We start from the raw sequence: 804 nt of genomic DNA, 5'->3' as shown, positions 1-804 counted from the left end.
GACATAACCTGTGCCGATTACAGCGACTCTCATGGCTTATCCCTCCCACCCAGTTATGCAGAAAATGGTTTACCTCTCGATGCATTGGTGCCCACGATTTGTTCGTATTTTTGCAGCAAATGGTCCAAAATCACCTCCCACGATTGGGTCAGGGCATAGGCTCGGCCGGCATGCCCCCAATTCGCTAGCGTGTCCGGCTGCTCTAATAGGTTGGTGATGGCTTGAACGAAAGCATCAGCATCGTGGGCAGGACATAGCATCCCGGTGCGGCCATGCTGAATAATCTCCTGCACCCCACCAGACGCAGCGCCAATGGCCGGCGTACCCGAGGCTAAGGCTTCCAGGACTACATTACCGAACGTCTCCGTGCTGGACGGGAAGACGAATAGATCGGCAGACGCATACAGCTCCGCTAATGCTTCGCCTTGCACGTATCCCGTGAATGTTGCATGGATCGGAGCGGACTCTTGCAACTGTTTAAGCAGAGGGCCGTCTCCCGCAAAGATCCAATGAACTTGATCACGAAGAGAATCAGGTAGTTTTCGCATAATCGCCGGCATTAGATCCAGATCCTTTTCTGGCGCAAGTCGGCCTACATACAGAAGGATATATTTTTCCTGAATCCCGTATTTTTCACGGATAGACGTGCTTTTCCTCAAGGGATGGAAGAGGTTGCAATCCACACCACGCTTCCACAGCTCTAAACCTTGAATACTTTGATCCGCAAGCTGGTCGGCTGTTTCCTGTGAAGGGACGAAGGTAGCTAGGCACGATTTGTGAAACCATCGGATATAGCGCCATAGC

Annotated in this window: 1 protein-coding gene; it reads right to left on the bottom strand. The window is 52.0% G+C overall.

Annotated features, from left to right (window positions below; genetic code table 11):
* Positions 1-53: 53 nt before the first annotated feature.
* Positions 54-804, bottom strand: a 751-nt coding sequence (locus AC1DWB_RS36460; protein ID WP_477545921.1) for a glycosyltransferase family 4 protein, incomplete at its 5' end; no start/stop codon positions are given.

The sequence above is a fragment of the Paenibacillus sp. P4_E11 genome (assembly GCF_056401635.1).
Note: the sequence above shows the minus strand (reverse complement) of the source record. Positions and strands in the feature narration are given on the sequence as shown.